Annotated in this window: 13 protein-coding genes and 1 riboswitch; of the genes, 10 read left to right on the top strand and 3 right to left on the bottom strand. The window is 37.6% G+C overall.

What is annotated here, in order from left to right; all coding sequences use genetic code 11:
• The first annotated feature begins 51 nt into the window (after nucleotides 1-51).
• Nucleotides 52-1,668, top strand: a complete 1,617-nt coding sequence (pckA, locus tag BW946_RS09430; protein WP_076595937.1) for a phosphoenolpyruvate carboxykinase (ATP) — start codon at nucleotides 52-54, stop codon at nucleotides 1,666-1,668.
• A gap of 163 nt (nucleotides 1,669-1,831) precedes the next feature.
• Here pckA and BW946_RS09425 read toward each other — a convergent pair whose 3' ends face one another.
• Complete coding sequence (locus BW946_RS09425; protein ID WP_076595936.1) at nucleotides 1,832-2,239, bottom strand: type II 3-dehydroquinate dehydratase; 408 nt, start codon at nucleotides 2,237-2,239, stop codon at nucleotides 1,832-1,834.
• 243 nt (nucleotides 2,240-2,482) lie between these two features.
• Nucleotides 2,483-2,582, top strand: a riboswitch (SAM riboswitch).
• A gap of 83 nt (nucleotides 2,583-2,665) precedes the next feature.
• On the opposite strand from BW946_RS09425, the gene BW946_RS09420 reads away from it, so the two are divergent.
• Nucleotides 2,666-5,599: a SusC/RagA family TonB-linked outer membrane protein gene (locus tag BW946_RS09420; RefSeq protein WP_076595935.1), complete on the top strand. Its 2,934-nt coding sequence runs from the start codon at nucleotides 2,666-2,668 to the stop codon at nucleotides 5,597-5,599.
• A gap of 18 nt (nucleotides 5,600-5,617) precedes the next feature.
• Nucleotides 5,618-7,111, top strand: coding sequence for a RagB/SusD family nutrient uptake outer membrane protein (locus tag BW946_RS09415; protein WP_076595934.1), 1,494 nt, complete (start codon nucleotides 5,618-5,620; stop codon nucleotides 7,109-7,111).
• 169 nt (nucleotides 7,112-7,280) lie between these two features.
• Here the strand turns inward: BW946_RS09415 and BW946_RS09410 are convergent, their stop codons facing one another.
• Nucleotides 7,281-7,814 (bottom strand): hypothetical protein, encoded by a 534-nt coding sequence (locus BW946_RS09410; protein ID WP_083688838.1) that lies wholly within the window; start codon nucleotides 7,812-7,814, stop codon nucleotides 7,281-7,283.
• A complete protein-coding gene (locus BW946_RS09405) occupies nucleotides 7,807-8,277 on the bottom strand; it encodes a hypothetical protein (RefSeq protein WP_076595933.1) in 471 nt (156 codons plus the stop codon). Before BW946_RS09405 ends, BW946_RS09410 begins: the two co-directional genes overlap by 8 nt.
• Before the next feature lie 165 nt (nucleotides 8,278-8,442).
• On the opposite strand from BW946_RS09405, the gene BW946_RS09400 reads away from it, so the two are divergent.
• The 7 genes from BW946_RS09400 to BW946_RS21655 all read left to right on the top strand — a co-directional run bounded on the left by BW946_RS09400 (nucleotide 8,443) and on the right by BW946_RS21655 (nucleotide 18,971).
• Entirely contained in the window at nucleotides 8,443-8,766 is a 324-nt protein-coding gene (locus tag BW946_RS09400) for a DUF6660 family protein (protein ID WP_076595932.1), read from the top strand.
• A 148-nt stretch (nucleotides 8,767-8,914) separates the two neighbouring features.
• Nucleotides 8,915-13,276 (top strand): CusA/CzcA family heavy metal efflux RND transporter, encoded by a 4,362-nt coding sequence (locus BW946_RS09395; protein ID WP_076595931.1) that lies wholly within the window; start codon nucleotides 8,915-8,917, stop codon nucleotides 13,274-13,276.
• 46 nt (nucleotides 13,277-13,322) lie between these two features.
• Nucleotides 13,323-14,552 (top strand): efflux RND transporter periplasmic adaptor subunit, encoded by a 1,230-nt coding sequence (locus BW946_RS09390; RefSeq protein ID WP_076596037.1) that lies wholly within the window; start codon nucleotides 13,323-13,325, stop codon nucleotides 14,550-14,552.
• Nucleotides 14,553-14,685: 133 nt separating this feature from the next.
• A complete protein-coding gene (locus tag BW946_RS09385) occupies nucleotides 14,686-15,567 on the top strand; it encodes a bestrophin family protein (RefSeq protein ID WP_076595930.1) in 882 nt (293 codons plus the stop codon).
• 12 nt (nucleotides 15,568-15,579) lie between these two features.
• Nucleotides 15,580-15,999 carry a Fur family transcriptional regulator gene (locus tag BW946_RS09380; RefSeq protein WP_076595929.1) on the top strand — a complete coding sequence of 140 codons (420 nt, stop codon included), beginning with the start codon at nucleotides 15,580-15,582 and terminating at the stop codon, nucleotides 15,997-15,999.
• Nucleotides 16,000-16,044: 45 nt separating this feature from the next.
• A complete protein-coding gene (locus BW946_RS09375) occupies nucleotides 16,045-18,027 on the top strand; it encodes a heavy metal translocating P-type ATPase (RefSeq protein ID WP_076595928.1) in 1,983 nt (660 codons plus the stop codon).
• 734 nt (nucleotides 18,028-18,761) lie between these two features.
• Nucleotides 18,762-18,971, top strand: coding sequence for a hypothetical protein (locus BW946_RS21655; protein ID WP_228402514.1), 210 nt, complete (start codon nucleotides 18,762-18,764; stop codon nucleotides 18,969-18,971).
• Nucleotides 18,972-19,113 lie beyond the last annotated feature (142 nt).

Genomic DNA, 19,113 nt, shown 5'->3' with positions numbered 1-19,113 from the left:
ATTAATATTATTTTTGTTGAAGTCAATAAAGAAATAGAAAATATAAGTAAAATGAAAAACACTAAAATCATCCAGGATTTAGAGAAATTAGGGATTAAAGGAAACTATGAAGTAGTGTATAATCCTTCTTATGAAGAATTATATCAGGCTGAAGTTTCTCCTGAAAATCAGGGGTTTGAGCAAGCTGAGCTTACGGAATCTGGCGCAGTATCGGTAAAAACAGGAATTTTCACAGGTCGTTCACCTAAAGACAGATATATTGTTCAGGATGATGTTACAAGAGATACAATTTTCTGGGATGGTAAAGTAAACCTACCTACAACAGCAGAAATTTTCGGGTCTTGTAAAGAACTAGTGCTGAACCAGCTTGCTGAATCTAAAAAGATTTATGTAGTAGATACATTCTGCGGAACGAATGCAGATACGAGACTTAAAGTAAGATTTATCGTTGAAGTAGCATGGCAGGCGCATTTTGTTACTAATATGTTCATTCGTCCTTCTCACTACGAACTTGAAAACTACGGTGAGCCGGATTTCACTGTAATCAACGGATCAAAAACAACAAACCCGAACTGGGAAGCTCAGGGATTAAACTCTGAAAACTTCATTATGTTCAACCTTACTGAAAAACTACAGATCATTGGAGGTACCTGGTACGGAGGTGAAATGAAAAAAGGAATGTTTGCCATGATGAACTATTACCTTCCGTTAAAAGGTATGGCTTCCATGCATTGTTCTGCGAACGTTGGAGAGAAAGGTGATGTTGCTTTATTCTTTGGTCTTTCTGGAACAGGTAAAACTACTTTATCAGCAGATCCTAAAAGATACCTTATCGGTGACGATGAGCACGGATGGGATAACAACGGAGTATTCAACTATGAGGGAGGATGCTATGCTAAAGTGATTGACTTATCTGAAGAAAAAGAACCGGATATCTTCGCTGCCATCAAAAGAGATGCACTTCTTGAAAACGTTGTTATTAACAATGGAGTAGCAGATTATACAGACGGTTCAATCACTGAGAACACAAGAGTTTCTTATCCAATATATCATATCAACAAAATTGTATTGCCTTCTAAAGCAGGTCATGCCAAGAAGATTGTATACCTTTCAGCAGATGCATTCGGAGTACTTCCTCCGGTTTCTATCCTGAATGAAGATCAGGCTCAGTACCACTTCCTTTGCGGGTATACATCAAAATTAGCCGGAACGGAAAGAGGTATTACAGAACCTGAACCATCTTTCTCCCCTGCATTTGGGGAAGCATTCCTTACATTACACCCAACAATGTATTCTAAAACATTGATCGGTAAAATGCAGGAACACGGTGCAAAAGCTTATTTGGTAAATACAGGCTGGAACGGTACAGGAAAGAGAATTTCGCTTAAAGATACCAGAGCAATCATTGACGCAATCATTGATGGATCTATTGATAATGCTCCTAAAGCTCAGGTTCCAATTATGAATCTTGAAATTCCTACTGAATTACCAAACGTTTCTGCAGGTATTTTAGATCCTAGAGATACCTATGAAAATGCTTCGGTATGGGAAGAAAAAGCAAAAGATCTTGCTTCAAGATATATCAAGAATTTTGAACAGTACTGTGATACTGAAGAAGGTAAGAAGTTAGTAGCTTCAGGACCTCAATTACAGGAACAAACTATTTAATAGTTAACCATAAACGTACAAAAGCCTCATCAATGATGAGGCTTTTGTATTTTATTTCTCAAAATTTAATAGATTTTTGCAGCAGTGCAACTACTGACATATGTTTTTTTTCTATAATTATCTGTGAAAATCTGTGCCATCTGTGGGAAAATAAACGACTGAATTATTTCAGACTCAATAAAGCCAATCTATACCCATCCATTCCAAAGCCAGATAAAACGGCATCCGTATTAGCGGCTGTTACAGACTTCTGTCGGAATTCTTCTCTTTTGTAGATATTGCTGATGTGAACTTCTACTTTGGGCTTACGAATATTTTTTAAACAATCAGCAATTGCATAGGAATAATGGGTGAAAGCTCCGGGATTGATCACTACCGCATCAAAATCATCCTCCTGAAGTCTGTTGATAAGCTCACCTTCAATATTAGACTGGTAATATTGTAATTCATAAGCCTGAAACTCGGATCTTAAATTTTCCAAATAACTTTCCATAGAAACATTTCCATAGATTTCCGGTTCTCTTGTGCCTAACAGATTGAGGTTAGGGCCATTGATGATCAAAACTTTCATGGCATAAAATTAAAAAGTTTTTTCAATAAATCACACAAAATTAAGGTATACTGAATTTTCATGCTATTGAATTATTGACAATGATATTTGTCATGTTTGAATAAATGATAAGGTCTGCAACTTCTTATTGTAGTGGGTTTTATTAAAAATTTATGTTAATTATTAAAAAATTATCATGAAAAATAAATAAGTCTACTTGTTTTGTAGACTAAAAGTTTTTAGCTTTGCAATCATATTTCGATCGGCTTATAAAGAAAGATGGAGGGAACTGACCCTGTGAAATCTTAACAACCTACCTCGTGGGGCAAGGTGTTACATTCAGCCTTTTAAGGAAAAATAAGCATTTGGTTTGTCGTATTTATCGATGCCCTTTGCTGACTTTTCTGCAAAGGGTAAAATTTTAATATATGATAAATAAAATTGATTATGATTAGCAAAAATTTATTCAATTCTAAAGCATGGATACCTCCGGTTGCTGCTTTTTTTCTGGGAATAACCAGCATCAATGCACAGAATTCCATGCCGAAAAAAGATAGCCTTCATGAAAAGGAACTTGATGAGGTAGTAGTGGTAGCGTACGGAAAAGCAAAAAGAAACAGCTATACCGGTTCTGTAGCTACAATTTCCAGCGATAAAATCAATAACAGACCAGTTACGAATATTACCAAAGCACTGGAAGGACAGGTTGCCGGAATTCAAACTACCAGTGCATCGGGACAGCCCGGCGCAGTTTCTACCATCCGTATCAGAGGAATTGGCTCAATCAGTGCTTCCAGTGATCCTTTATACGTAGTGGACGGGATTCCTTTTGACGGAAACCTGAACTCCATTAGCCCAAGCGATATTGAATCTATAAGTGTTTTGAAAGACGCTACAGCAAGTGCTTTGTATGGTTCAAGAGGAGCAAACGGGATTATTATCATCACTACAAAATCAGGGAAAAAAGGAGAAGCCAGAGTTAATTTTAATATCAGTCAGGGATTCTCAGGAAGAGCTGTCAAAGATTATGAACAGGTAAACACAGATCAATACTTTCAATTATATTGGGAAGCATTAAGAAACGGATATCAGTCTGGCAAAGTTTCTTCTCAGCAGGCTGCACAAATGGCAACTGATAATCTTGTTTCGACCCTTGGAATTAATCCATATGGCACTGCTTATCCAAAACCGGTAGGAACAGATGGGAAATTATTACCTGGTGCATCGCCGCTTTGGAATGATGACTGGAGAGATATTTTACAGAGAGTAGCTTCAAGGAATCAGGTGGATCTTGATATCAGCGGAGGAAGTGATAAAAGCAATTACTTCTTTTCACTGGGATATCTGGATGATAAAGGGATGGCGATTGAATCCGGTTTTAAAAGATATAATACCCGATTAAAAATCAATTCCGAAGTGAAAAAATGGCTTAATGTTGGAGTAAACCTGAATTATACAAACAGTATTCAGCAGGCGCCTACTTCTTCGGATTCCAAGGCGAGTAACATCATCAACGCAGCAAGATTTATTCCTTCATTCTATCCTTATTATGAAAGAAATGCAGATGGTACTTATATTTTGGATGCTGATGGAAACCCGGTTTATGATTTTGGAAAATACAGGCCTACGAATGCGCTTCAGAATCAGAATGCCGCTGCAACACTGCCTTTAGACAAAAACGAAAACAAAGAAGATAACTTCTCCGGAAAAGGATTCATGGAATTCACTTTCTTGCCGGAGTTGAAATTCAAGACCAGCTTCTCTGTGGATTTAGTGAATTATAACGGACATTATTACTCAAATCCATTATTGGGGCAAGGCGCTGAAATTGGAGGTTCGGTAACGAAAACAAATACCAGAACACTTTCTTATACAACCAGCAATATTCTGACGTATGATAAAAAGTTTGGAAAGCACCATGTAAATGCTTTAGCAGGACACGAGTTTTATAAATACGATTATCAGACCATTTCAGGAACGAGAAGCCAGTTTTCACTTCCTTATTATTATGAACCGGATGCTGCTTCTCTGCTGGGAAGCTTCAGTGGGAACAGCAATAAATTAAGCTTATTGAGTTTCCTTGGAAAAGTAGAGTATGACTACAATAATACTTACTTTTTATCTGCATCGGGAAGAGCAGACAGTTCTTCGAGATTTGCGAAAGATAACAGATGGGGGAGATTCTGGTCAGTAGGAGGTTCATGGAAAATTTCGAACGAGGAATTTATTAAAAGCCTGAATGTTTTCAATCAATTGACATTGCGTGCCAGCTACGGAGGTCAGGGGAATGATAAATTACTTAGACCTAATGGGCAGCCGCTTTATTATGCGTATCAGGAGCTTTATAGATTTATAAGCCTTGGCGGAGAGCCGGGAACAACCCTTGAAAAGACTTCTACCAATAATGTGAAATGGGAAACCAACCTTAATTTAAATGTAGGATTGGAATTCTCCATTCTGAATAACAGGATTAAAGGGAATATCGAATATTTTAAAAGAAAAAGCCAGGATCTTCTGTTTAATATGCCGGTTGCACCATCATTGGGAATCAGTGATTATCCTGCGAATATCGGAACCATCCAGAATACAGGATTTGAATTTTCATTATTTACAACACCTATTAAGAATGATGATTTTCAATGGAATGTAGATGTGAACCTAAGTACTTTAAACAACAAAGTAACCAAATTACCCGGAGGTTCTCTTGTGGTAGGAACTAAATTGCTGACAGTAGGAGGTTCTTTATATGATTTCTTTATTCCGGAATGGGTTGGTGTGGATCCAGGCAATGGAAAACCCTTATGGAAAACTGTTACTACCAATGCCAGCGGAAACTCAGTGGAAGGAACAACTTCGGAATATTCAAAAGCTACAAAACTATTACAAGGTTCTGCATTACCTAAGCTGACAGGTGGAATCAGTACAAGCATCACCTATAAGAATTTTGATTTTTCAGGATTGCTGACATTTAAAATCGGAGGAAAAATTTTAGATACCGATTATACTTCCATCATGCATAACGGAAGTGCAGGAGGGCGCGCATGGAGTGCTGAAATATTGAACAGATGGACACCGGAAAATCCTTATACAGACGTTCCGGGATTGAGTACAACAACGAATAACTGGACCTCAACTTCTTCAAGATTCCTTTACTCCGGAACGTATGCAAGGCTTAAAAATCTAAGTTTAGGATATACACTTCCTGAGGATTATTTTGAGAAAATCGGATTGAAGAAGTTCAGAATTTATATCCAGGCAGAAAACCTCCTGACCTTCTATAAACACAAAGGAATGGATCCTGAACAGGCTTTGGACGGAACAACGTATTACAGATATCCTGCGATGAGAACCATCACTTTTGGTCTTCAGGCAACTCTTTAACCTTTAAAAATTGAAACAATGAAAAAATTAAAATACATATCATTTGCACTTATCGGGTTTTTGTCATTGACAAGCTGTGAAAATGATCTGGACACAGCTCCGACTGATCAGGCCAACAGCGTGGAGGTTTTCAAAACAGCTGAAAGTGCAGAAACTGTTGTAAATGGTACCTGGGCAAAGTTTAATAACGATGGAACAACCTATGCCAATATCGGTTATTCTACTGTTCTAAGAGCCAGTGATGCCATGGGAAGTGATGTGGCCGTATTGACCAATAAATATGGTTTTAGTTCTACTTATGCCTTTACAGAAATGGTGAACAGTACAGCTAGCCGCCCGCTGTTTATATGGTCTTTATTGTATTCCACTATCAATAATATGAATAATGTGATTACAAGAATTGATGGAACGGAAGGAAGTCAGGAGAAAAAGAATCAGGTGAAAGGACAGGCAAAAGCATTACGTGCTTTCTGCTACCTTAATCTGGCGAGCTTCTATCAGTTCAGCTATCTGAAAGACAAATCAGCATTGACAGCCCCGATTTATACTGAACCTTCCACAACAAGCACGGTAGGGAAGAAGAGAGCAAGTCTTGAAGAAATCTATACTCTGATTAAAAGTGATCTTACGCATGCTGATAACCTGTTGAAAAGTTATACAAGAAACAATAAAGATAAAATCAACCGTTCTGTTGTGAATGGACTTCTGGCCAGAACTTATCTGAATACTGGTGAATGGAGCAAAGCTTCAGCATCTGCAAAAATTGCAAGAGAAGGATTTCCACTGATGGCTCCGGAGAAATATAAAGATGGCTTTAATGATATCAACAATGCTGAATGGATCTGGGGACACGGGCAGACTCAGGAGCAATCGGATGCGAGTTATGCTTTCCATTATCTGGATGTGTCTTCATCGGGAAGTTATTATTACAGTTTTATGGCAGACCCTTATTTTAAGGATCTTTTTGATACTAATGACATCAGATCCCAGTTGTTTTCATGGGACGGGCAAAAAGGAAGAGAAGGTTTGCTGAGGTATGCCAAGTTTAAGTTTAAGCCAACCCTTATTGCTGATATTGTCTACATGAGGGCTGCAGAAATGTATTTGATTGAAGCAGAAGCAGAAGCCAGAAGCGGAAATGTTTCTCAGGCAGTCGCAGTATTGAATCAATTGAAATTAGCGAGAAATGCCAATATTTACAATGGTTCATTAGCGCAGAATGCGGTAGTAAATGCAGTTCTGATTGAAAGAAGAAAAGAATTGTTCGGAGAAGGATTCTCGCTTTCAGATATTATCAGAACGCAGGGTACAGTAGTAAGAAAACCATTTGTAGATGCAGATGGTAAACCGATAAAAGTTCAGATAACCACACCTGACGGTACCGTGAAAACCGTAGACGGTAAAGGGCATTCTGTGCTTGATTTCCCGGATAAATCTGCTTTTACACCCAACAGTAATTATTATTTATTCATTATTCCACAAAGAGAATCTGAAAACAACCCGAACTTATAAGAGGACATACTTATAATTAGATTTGATTTTTAGCCACTGCTTTTGCGGTGGTTTTTGTTTTTAAAGTTATTTTCATAAGTCATTGAAAAATATCCTTTCCAAAACCAATTATTCCAATTTGCGGCTTGTTGACCTGCTTTACTTATTGTTTCCAAAATTAAAGATTTCGCTATTTTATGGATAAATTTTTTCTTTTCTCAAAAACAGAAACTAAACCTTCATTAAAAATAATTTTATTATTTTCTATTTTACCTTTAGTTATATATCTTGTATACCAATTTTTTGAATCTGGAGAATTTCCAAATTGTTCAAGTTGAATATTATTATTTTTTATTTTATATTTTCCTCCATAATAAACAGAATTTTTTCCTCTATGCTCATCAAATTTCCCAAATGCCAAAAGTGATGTTTCTCTAAAATAACCATCATCATGAAAAATAATAATTGTTGGATTTTTTACTTCATTTTCGTTGTGGTATTGATCTTCAAAAATTTGAACATAATATGCTGTAGTATCGATTTTTTTTAAATCTTCTTCAGAAGGTTTTTCTGTAAATGAATATTCTGCTTTATTATTTAATAAAGGTTCCCCGAATTGATCTTTTTCTATTTTATATAGTTTTTGTCCGTAACTGCTTAGAAATCCTATCATGCAGAATATTGAAAAAATATATTTAACCACAATCAGATACTTTTTATTCATATGCTATAGTGGAAGGCTCTAGTTGTTTCACTTCATTTTTGTTGAAGATAATATCCTGTATAGTTTTGTTAATTCTGTCGAATTTTTTTCCATTATAGCAGAACCATCCTTCTTCAGTATTGTGAATATACTCTACATTAATATTGTTCAGAATCAATCTGTTATAAATCTTAGGATTATATCCCCATATAGAACAATCAATTGTAGAAGGAAGACTTTCAAAGCTGTTTTCTGAAAAAGTTTTCAGAATTTTTTCTTCTTCTTCTCTGGTTAAATTGACCTTTATCGTAGTTGAATCGGAATCATAGTTTCGTGTAAACAAACCTGTTTTTGAATCGTAGGTATCAGTCAAATCTTTATAAATGAATGATGAATTCTGGTTTATTGTATTTTGCTTATTACATGATATCAGACTAATGATAATCAGCAAATAAAAGGTGATAAAAAAGTGATTATTTTTCATATGTACCCTTTTTCATATTGAGTTATTTTTATTTTCAATGATATGAATTTTATTTTTATCATAAAGACCTTGGTACATATTTGCGAATAGGTTTTTACATAAAAATGTTAGTTAAATACTTAATATGAATAATTCAGTTTATAAAAAATCTCTACCTTTGTAACAATGAACCTCTTAAGATGGATACTGGCAATTTATTTCATGGCACTCTCATTAATGCCATGTGAAGACACGTCTCATCCGTTGAATTCAGGAGATAATAAGATTGCATTAAGCATTCATGGTGTTCATTCTACAGAAAGAGGAGATATCTGTTCTCCATTGTGTGCATGCAGCTGTTGTCAGATAACCGTTTCAGCATTTAAAATGGATCCTTTATTAGAAATATCGGAGCAGATACCGGCTTATTTTTCTAAAAAGATTCTATTCCACAAAAACGACTTCGCTTACCAGATTTATGATCCTATCTGGCAGCCTCCTAAAATTTAATTTTTATTGACTTTTAGAAAGCCTATGCTTTCTGATTATAAACTGTGCTTGAAACTTTGCAATACCATTGCAGAGGTTTTCAGGATATTTTTGCTGCAGCATTGTAATGCTGTGAGCATTTATTTTCAATAAAAATTAAATATCAATCGTGTTAGATAAAATCATAAAATTCAGTATCAAAAACAAGGTGATCATTGGTTTGATGACCCTGGTGCTGATCATCTGGGGAACGTGGAGTGCCACCAGATTACCTATCGATGCTGTGCCGGATATCACCAACAATCAGGTGCAGATCATTACTGTATGTCCTACATTGGCGGGACAGGAAGTGGAACAGCTGGTTACCTTTCCCATTGAACAGAGCATTGCCAATGTTCCCGATATTCAGGAAACAAGAAGTATTTCAAGATTCGGACTTTCTGTAATTACAGTAGTGTTCAAAGAAAATGTAGATGTTTACTTTGCGAGACAGCTCATTAATGAACAACTGAAAAATGCTGTGGAAGAAATTCCAAAAGGAGTGGGAACTCCTGAGCTGGCTCCTGTAAGTACAGGTCTTGGAGAAGTATATCAGTATATTCTTCACCCTAAAAAAGGAAGCGAAAAGAAATACAATGCTAAAGAACTGCGCACCATGCAGGACTGGATCGTTCGAAGACAACTGAACGGAACACCTGGAGTTGCAGAGATCAACAGTTTCGGAGGTGAATTAAAACAGTACGAAGTGGCCATTGATCCCAATCGGTTAAAAGCAATGGGAACAAGCATCACCGAAATTTTTACAGCGCTTGAAAAAAACAATCAGAATACCGGAGGAGCTTATATTGATAAAAAGCCCAACGCCTATTTCATCCGTGGAATTGGTTTGGTAACTTCACTTGAGGATATCAAAAACATTGCAGTTAAAAACGAAACAGGAAGCGTTCCGATCTTTATAAAAGACGTTGCCGATGTTCGTTTAGGAAGTGCCGTTCGTTACGGAGCATTAACCTATGATGGAAAAGTAGATGCTGTGGGTGGAGTCGTGATGATGCTGAAAGGAGCCAATAGTAATGAAGTAGTCAGCAATATCAAAGCAAAAATCCCGACCATTCAGAAATCTCTTCCCGATGATGTCATTATAGAACCCTTTCTGGACAGAACAGATCTTGTAGACAGAGCCATCAATACCGTACAGAAAAATCTCATCGAGGGAGCTTTAATTGTTATTTTCGTTCTCGTTATTTTCTTAGGAAACCTGAGAGCCGGACTTATCGTAGCTTCAGCCATTCCGCTTTCCTTGCTGTTTGCATTGGGAATGATGAATGTTTTCGGGGTAAGCGCCAACCTGATGAGCCTTGGAGCCATAGATTTCGGGTTGATTGTAGATGGTGCCGTAATTATTGTAGAAGCCACTTTACATCATTTAGGCGTAAGAAAATCTACTCGTGCTTTGACACAGTCTGAAATGGATGAAGAAGTTTTCCTTTCTGCATCAAAAATTCGGAGCAGTGCCGCCTTTGGAGAAATCATCATCCTTATTGTCTACATTCCAATTCTTACGTTGGCTGGAGTAGAAGGAAAAATGTTTACCCCAATGGCCAAAACAGTAGGATTTGCCATTCTGGGAGCTTTGATTCTTTCACTGACCTACATTCCGATGATGAGTGCTCTCTTTTTATCTAAGAAAATATCCCACAAGGAAACCTTCTCTGATAAAATGATGAACCGTCTTCAAAAGGTATACCAGCCATTATTACAGAAAGCAATTAAAATCAAATATATCATTGTATCAGCAACGGCTGTCGTGTTTCTTATTTCTGCTTTTATTTTCAAAAATATGGGAGGCGAATTTATTCCGCAGCTGCAGGAAGGCGATTTTGCATTCCACTGTATTTTACCACAGGGAAGTTCATTGAGCCAGAGTATAGAAACCTCCATGCAGGCTTCAAGATTGATCAGACAGTTTGATGAGGTGAAAATGGTAGTAGGGAAAACTGGCTCAGCCGAAGTTCCTACAGACCCGATGCCCCCTGAAGCCACTGATATGATCGTTGTATTAAAACCACAAAGCGAATGGAAAACCAAGAAATCCTACAACGAACTCGCGGATGAGATCAGTGAAAAGCTGGAAACAATTCCTGGGGTATTTTTTGAGAAAAACCAGCCTATTCAGATGCGTTTCAATGAGCTGATGACAGGAATCAGGCAGGATGTTGCCGTAAAAATCTTCGGAGAAAATCTTGATTCTTTAGCCTTGTATGCGGATAAAGTAGGGAAAATCATTCAGACAGTCGATGGAGCTACAGCTCCTCAGGTTGAAAGAGTGAGTGGTCTCCCGCAGATCAATGTTCAGTATGACAGAACAAGAATCGCTAATTACGGATTGAATATTGAAGATGTCAACAATGCTGTAAGTACAGCCTTTGCAGGAAAAGCTGCCGGACAGGTGTTTGAAAATGAAAGACGTTTTGATCTGGTTGTCCGCCTGGACAGTCTTCACAGAACCGATATTTCAGATGTGAATAATCTGATGATCACTTCTGCTGCCGGAGCACAGATTCCATTATCGCAGGTCGCTAATATCAGTTACAAATTAGGACCTGCACAAATCAGTCGTGAACAGGGAAAACGTAGAATTGTGATCGGATTCAATGTGAAAGACCGTGATGTGGAAAGTGTGGTGAAAGATATTCAGGCAAAACTGGATAAAGTGAAACTTCCTTCCGGATACTACTTTACCTATGGTGGGCAGTTTGAAAACCTACAGGAAGCAAGCAAACGTCTGATGATCGCTGTTCCGGTATCATTGCTTCTGATTTTTATGCTGTTGTATTTTACTTTCCGCTCGTTTAAACAGGCTGCATTGATCTTTACAGCGATTCCTATGAGTGCTATTGGTGGTGTCTTTGCGCTTTTAGTAAGAGACATGCCTTTCAGTATCAGTGCCGGAATTGGATTTATTGCCCTTTTTGGAGTAGCGGTATTGAATGGAATAGTTTTGATTGGAACATTTAACCAATTGGAAAAAGAAGGCGAAACCGATATTCTGAAAAGAGTATTTGAAGGAACAAAAACCAGATTAAGACCTGTACTGATGACGGCTACGGTAGCTTCTTTAGGATTTTTACCTATGGCTATTTCCACCGGAGCAGGAGCAGAAGTACAGAAACCTTTGGCTACAGTAGTGATTGGTGGTCTGGTAACCGCAACATTCCTAACACTATTTGTTTTGCCAATGTTGTATATCATTTTTAACACAAAGATTTTGAAAAGAAAAAATAGTAATACAGGAATGTTTACAACGGTTCTTGTTGTAGGTTTCATGATGCTGGGACAGACTTTTAAAGCACAGTCCAGATCTATTTCTGTGGAACAGGCGGTAGAGCAGGCTGTGAATAATAACTTAACCCTGCAGTCAAAAGACCTAAGTATTAAATCCGCTGAAGCATTGAGGGCAACTGCAAAAGAACTCCCTAAGTTGAGCTTTGAAGCGCAGCTCGGACAATACAACAGTCCGAAGTTTGACCAATCATTTGCTATATCACAAAGTATCCCTTTTCCAACATTATTTAAAGCAAGAAAAGAATTAATCAATGAGAATATTAAAAGCAGACAGATTGATAAAGAAATTACGGCCAATGAACTGATAAAGCAGGTTCGTACCTATTACTATCAGATTGAATATCTTCAGTATAATAAAGCCCAGCTGACCAGTCTTGATAAATATTATGAGGAATTCATCAGAATTGCAAACGTAAGATTCAAAGCGGGTGATATCAAAAAGATCGAGATCAGTACAGCGGAAACCCAGAAAGGGGAAATTGATCTGCTGCTCAGACAAAATGAAGTTTTTCTGAATAACGCCTACAAGAATTTAAAAACGCTGATGAACACGTCAGAAGATCTTGAAGTTCCGTTTAACAGAGATTATGCACCTTTAAAAGCAGAAAATGTGCTCGATAGCGCTGTGGTTGCCAATAATCCTACGGTAAAAGCTTTTTACCAGGAAATGGAGATCGCCGAGAAAAACAAAAAAGTTGAAAAATCCCTTGGGCTTCCTGATTTCAGCTTAGGATATACCAACCAGTCTTTGATAGGTTTTCATACCATCAACGGGCAGGAGAATTTTTATAACTCAGGAAAGCGTTTTCAGTCGGCAACAGTAGGCGTAGCAATTCCATTAACATTTGGGACGACGAAAGCAAGAATTCAGGCGTTGGAATATGAAAAACAGGTCGCTGAAACCAATGCTAAAATGCAGCAGAAACAGCTTTCTGCTCAGTTGGAAAACGCCTTCAGTCAGTATCATCAGGATTTACAGCAGTATGACTACTATACAGGCCAGGCATTGCCTAACGCAGAGAAAATTGTAAAAGCAGCTCAGTTGGGATATAAAACAGGAGAAATCTCTTATGTAGAATATCTTTTTGCCCTGCAGACAGCCACGAATATCCAGTTGAAATATCTGGAATCTATCCAGCAGGTGAACCAATCTGTTGTAACCATTAATTCAATCATTAATAAATAATATGAAAGTGTTGAAATACAGCATCACACAAAATACATTCTCAGATATGAAACTCAAATATAATATCATACCCATTATCTTGTTCTCAATGTTATTAACAAGCTGTGGAAAAAAAGAAGCTTCGGAAGAAAAAGCTCCTGAAAAAACAGAACAGAAAGAGAAGACTCATGAAGAAGCTCCACAAACTATAGCTTCTCTTACGGAAGAGCAGATGAAGTCTGTAGGAGTGGCTTTAGGAACTGTGGAAATGAAAGAGCTGACATCAACGATAAAAGCAAATGGTTTGCTGAGCGTACCGAACAGCAATAAAGCAACCATTACTTCGCTGTATGGAGGAATCATCAAAACCATCAATATTCAGGTAGGAAGTATCGTGAAGAAAGGGCAGGTGATTGCTACCATTGCCAACCCGGAATATATCCGGCTTCAGGAAGATTACCTGACGACCAACAGCAGAATTACTTATGCAGAGCAGGAATACAGAAGACAGAGAGAACTTTTTGATAATGATGCAGGGGCGAAGAAAAATCTTCAGAGTGCCGATGCGGAACTTAAAACCTTAAGAACAAAAAGAGCATCCCTTTTAAAACAGCTTCAGATGATGGGAATAAGCCCTGGAAAAGTAAGCAATGGAAATATGAAATCCGGTTTGGTGATCACTGCCCCTATCAGCGGAACGATCAGCAGTATTACCGCACAGATCGGAAGTTATGTGGATATCTCTTCTCCCGTTGCTACAGTGATTGATAACGGCTCCATTCATCTCGACCTTCAGGTGTTTGAAAAAGATCTTCCTAAAATGAGAGTAGGACAGATTGTTCATTTTAAACTGACCAACAATCCGGAAACCGAATATGATGCAAGAATTTACAGCATCGGATCTTCTTTTGAAAACGAAAGCAAAACCATTTCTATGCATTGCGAAGTAATTGGAAACAAATCCGGACTGATTGACGGAATGAATATCACCGGAATTGTAAGCCTTGATAAAAGTACCACACCTGCAGTGCCTACAGAGGCTATTGTAGAAGCAGACGGGAAATATTTTGTGTTTGTTCAGACCGATAAAAAAGGGGAAGAAGAACATGAAGAAAAAGGCAAACCACATCCGAAAACCTTAAATTTTGAGAAAATAGAAGTGGTAAAAGGAACTTCCGATATGGGATATACTGCCGTAACTCCGGTAGGAAATATTCCTGACCATGCAAAAATAGTAGTAAAAGGAGCATTTTTCGTGAATGCAAAACTGGTGAATTCAGGAGAACACGAACATTAATGAAAGCCATTGAAACCAGTAAAATGTCGATTTTTATCCTTACATTAGAGCTGTTTACGGAATTTTTATTGAATAAAAACGGCAGAAAAAAAGAAAAGATTATCTCACCGAATTTTTAATAAATGACCTGATTATGTTATTAAACAAAAAAATATCAGTCTGGTATTTCATCCGTGAAATAAAAACCCAAATTCTGTTGATCGGAATATTTGCCATAGCCATTGGACTTCTGGACGAGCTGCCATGGTTTCGCAAGATCTCTCTGCCATTGAATATTCCTGCATTGCTGGGAACAGCAGTATCATTGCTGCTGGCATTCCGTACCTCTCAGTCCTATGAAAGGTGGTGGGAAGCCAGAACCGTTTGGGGAGCCGTTGTCAACGATTCCAGAACTTTAGTGAGACTGGTTATTCAGTTTATACCTGCCGGAGATGATAAAGCAATAAAAGATTTTGCCGAAAGACAGATTATCTGGACCTATGCCCTTGGAGAATCACTGAGAAAACTTCCGTTTTCTGAAAAAGTTCAGCAATATCTGGATCAACATCAGATTAAAGGAGCCAATATTCCCAATGCAATTCTGGACGAACACTCCAGACAGGTGAAAGAAATTGCTGCCTCCAAAGGACTGACGGATTTCCAGCAGATGCAGCTCAATGATATCATCACAAGATTATGCGACAGTATGGGGAAATGTGAAAGACTGAAGAATACCGTTTTTCCACGCTCTTATAGTGTTTTAGTACATATTCTGATCTATGTTTTTGCAGCCATTCTTCCGTTTGGACTTGATGATTCTCAGCTGTTGGTAGAAATTGCCATTACTTTCCTGGTTCCGGTGACATTCATTGCCATTGAAAAAACATCCATCATCATGCAGGATCCGTTTGAAAATGGTCCGGTAGATACCCCAATGACTTCTCTGGCGCAGACTATAGAAATCAATATCAGACAGATGATTGGCGAACAGAATGTCCCTTCCAAAAAAGAAAATACATTGTACTATGAAATGTAATAATTTGTAAATATGAAAAAAGATATAGAACACAAACTCATTGATAAAAATACCAAACCTACCAGTATGAGGATTCTGGTATATGATTTCTTAAGCTCTCAGGAAGCGGCTTTGTCCCTTTCTGAAATAGAAAATCATTTTGAAAATGCTGATAGAATTACCATCTACAGAACACTGAAAACTTTTGAAGAAAAAGGAATTGTTCACAGCATCCAGGAAAATACAACCACGAAATACAAACTCTGCGAAGACGATTGTGATGAAAAGACACACAAAGACTGGCATCTGCATTTTTACTGTAAAATATGCAAACAGACAACCTGCAAAGAAGATATTTCTTTCCCTGAAAATATCCAGACCAATTTCAGGATTGATGAAATACGATTGTTTGCCAAAGGAATCTGTGAAAACTGTCTTGAAAATTTGCAATAGCATTGCATCAGTCTCATCTTTACATTTGTATAAAAATATTCAGTTATGGAAAAATGCTGTAGTACAACCCCGGAAAAACCAGATACAAAAGGACACAAACATCATCATGCAGAAGGAGACGGACATGACCATGACGGGCATGATCACTCTCACGACTCCGGAGATCAGACGGTCTTTCAGATGTTTCTGCCGGCTATTATTTCTTTTGTAGTTTTATTATTGGGAATTGCCTTTGACAACTATATAAAACCCATATGGTTTACAGGCTGGGTACGTTTAGTCTGGTTCCTGGCTGCATATATTCCTGTGGGATTTCCTGTATTAAAGGATGCGTATAAAAGTATCATCAAAGGAGATGTATTCTCAGAATTCTTTCTGATGAGTATTGCAACCATTGGTGCTTTTGCCATCGGAGAATATCCTGAAGGAGTTGCAGTAATGCTTTTCTATGCCGTAGGAGAGGTATTTCAGTCTATGGCAGTTACCAGAGCCAAAGGAAATATAAAAGCTTTATTGGATCAGCGTCCTGATGAGGTAACGGTTATGGTCAATAATCAGCCAAAAACCATGAAAGCCAAAGATGCTAAAATTGGAGACATTATACAGCTGAAACCCGGAGAAAAACTGGCGCTGGATGGAGAATTGCTTTCAGACTCGGCTTCATTCAATACAGCCGCTTTAACAGGAGAAAGTAAACCTGATACCAAAAATAAAGGCGAAGCGGTTCTTGCCGGGATGATCAATATGAACAGTATTGCTTTGGTTAAAGTAAATACAGCCTATGAAGACAGTAAACTGAGTAAAATCCTGGAACTCGTTCAGAATGCTACGGCTCAAAAAGCTCCTACAGAACTGTTCATCAGAAAATTTGCGAAAGTATACACGCCTATTGTAGTATTTCTTGCCATAGGAATCTGTTTACTGCCGTATTTCTTTGTGAGCGATTATCAATTCAGAGACTGGTTGTACAGAGCATTGATATTCCTTGTGATTTCCTGTCCTTGTGCCCTGGTGATCTCAATTCCTCTAGGATATTTCGGAGGAATCGGAGCGGCAAGCCGGAATGGAATTTTATTCAAGGGAAGTAACTTTCTGGACAGCATTGCAGAAATTCAGAATGTGGTGATGGATAAAACCGGAACGATGACAGAAGGTGTATTCAAAGTTCAGGAAGTAAGCATAAGCCCTGAATTTAACAAAGAAGAAATCCTTCAGCTGGTCAATGCCCTCGAAAGTAAAAGTACCCATCCGGTGGCAACGGCTATTCATAATTATGCAGGAGAGATCAATCATGCTATTCCTTTAGAAAATGTTGAAGAGATAGCTGGTCACGGATTGAAAGCAACGGTTAACGGAAAAGAACTTTTGGCAGGAAACTTTAAGCTGATGGATAAATTCAACATCAGTTATGATATCAACCACGCCAATATAGTGTACACCGTGATTGCAGTGGCTTATGATAATAAATTTGCAGGATATATCACGATTGCAGACAGCATAAAAGAAGATGCCAAAGAAACAGTGGATAACCTGCATAAAATGAATGTGAAAGCAACCATGCTGAGCGGTGATAAAGGTACTGTTGTGAAATATGTAGCAGATCAGCTGGGAATTGACAATGCGTTCGGAGATCTGCTGCCTGAAGATAAAGTGAACAAGGTTAAAGAAATCAAAGCTAAAAACCAGACTGTAGCTTTCGTAGGAGACGGAGTAAATGATGCTCCCGTAGTGGCTTTAAGTGATGTAGGAATTGCAATGGGAGGCTTAGGAAGTGATGCTACTATTGAAACGGCCGATGTAGTTATTCAGGATGATAAACCAAGCAAAATCCCAATGGCAATCAATATCGGGAAACAAACGAAAAAGATCGTTTGGCAGAATATTGTACTTGCCTTTGCTGTAAAAGCTGTTGTTCTTATTCTTGGGGCAGGAGGTCTTGCAACCATGTGGGAAGCAGTTTTTGCCGATGTAGGAGTAGCGTTGCTCGCTATTTTAAATGCGGTGAGAATCCAAAGAATGAAATTTTAACAAGCAAATAATAAACACAACTCAATTATATTCAATAAAAGCTCTGCTGAATTTTCAGCAGGGCTTTTGTTTTAAACTCTATATTGTGCTATTGAGACTCCTGCGGAGCGACAAAGAGACTGCCTTTACTTTCGTATAAACTATAACTGATAATTGCATTTAGTATAAAAATGATACACCCGGTTTGTCATTCCGATTAGTAATCTCTGCAAAAACAAATCTCCTCTAATTAGAGAGATTAATCAAAACAGCATTGCAATTTTATCAGAGATAAAATCCTCGCGTCTTGATACAGGAAATATTTTAAAAAAAACTGCGTCTTTGTGATTTCCAACGAACAAAAAATAAAAAAGCTCTGCCAACAATATCAGCAAAGCTTTTATCAACAAGATTAAACTGTATATAAAGAACTAAATTTATCGGATTTGGTCCTGCTCAAAGTTCGGGATAATAGGATGATAGTAACAGCCACAGTTTTGTAAATTTTGACGGTAACAGATAAAAATTTTCCAATGACATTCATCATAAATCTGTCATAAAACAATTTTGAAGTAGTATATTTGTAACAGAGAACAGAATCGTTGAGGTTATTCATTTCCATATTCATCATTTTTACCGTTGCATTGCGTCCCGTTTTGCCATTGGTAAACTATGCTGTTAATTATGATTATATTGTAAAAAACCTTTGTGAGAACAGAAATGTGCCACAATCAACATGTAAGGGAAAATGCTATGTGAAAAAAGAACTGGCAAAAACAGAAAAACAATCCAACAGCTCCCAAACCATAAAGATTGCAGGATTAGATGTTTTTATTTCTCATGATATCCTCTCCTTCTTTTCTCAGCTAAACTCGGAATTGTTAACTGCAATTCCCGATTCAGGCTACTTTAATTTTCGTTCTTCAGAATACTTTTCAAGGATATTCCATCCTCCATTGATATAATTGTATTGCAAACTATATCTTTAGTTTAATAGATGAAGGTTTTCAAAAGTCTTTATTAATAAGCCGTTAAAGAAATATTTTGCAATTAAAATTAATTGATGTAAGCAAAAAGAATGCATCAATTCTTCTTAAGAAATGCTGT

The sequence above is a fragment of the Chryseobacterium sp. RU33C genome, from assembly GCF_900156015.1.
GTDB lineage: Bacteria > Bacteroidota > Bacteroidia > Flavobacteriales > Weeksellaceae > Chryseobacterium > Chryseobacterium candidae.
Note: the sequence above shows the minus strand (reverse complement) of the source record. Positions and strands in the feature narration are given on the sequence as shown.